This window comes from Aromatoleum toluolicum (genome assembly GCF_012911005.2).
Classification (GTDB): Bacteria; Pseudomonadota; Gammaproteobacteria; order Burkholderiales; family Rhodocyclaceae; genus Aromatoleum; species Aromatoleum toluolicum.
The window spans coordinates 1-417 of sequence record NZ_WTVS01000244.1 but is presented as its reverse complement, the minus strand read 5'-3'; the positions used below and the strand labels follow the sequence as shown (position 1 = coordinate 417).

Genomic DNA, 417 nt, shown 5'->3' with positions numbered 1-417 from the left:
CACATCGACCAATCCCTCGCGAACCGACTGCTGGCCCTTTTGCGGCCTACAGAGCGGTCGCGCCTGCTGTCCGTTGCCGAGTGGGTCGAACTGGAAAGCCAGCAAGTATTGGGGCGAGCGGGTGAACGACTCAGCCATGTGTACTTTCCCACCAACAGCATGATCTCTTTGCTCTCCAACCTGGAGGGCGCGCGGCACTTCGAGGCCGGACAGATCGGCTTTGAGGGCATGTTGGGTGCCAGCGCAGGGCTTGGGGTGACGGCCTCGGCCTTTGATGCGGTGGTTTCGGGGGCAGGCCAGGCATGGCGAATCCAGCTGGATGCGTGGCGCAGCCATTGTTTGGCCAGCCGGACGCTGAGCCTGCTGACCACCCGCTATCTGTATGTCGAGCTATCGCAAATGGGCACGATGGTGGCC

1 protein-coding gene is annotated in these 417 nt (G+C 62.6%); it reads left to right on the top strand.

Translation table 11 applies throughout. The annotated features are described in order from the left end of the window. A partial coding sequence (locus GPA27_RS28570; RefSeq protein WP_505606757.1) for a cyclic nucleotide-binding domain-containing protein occupies positions 1-417 on the top strand: 417 nt, incomplete at both ends.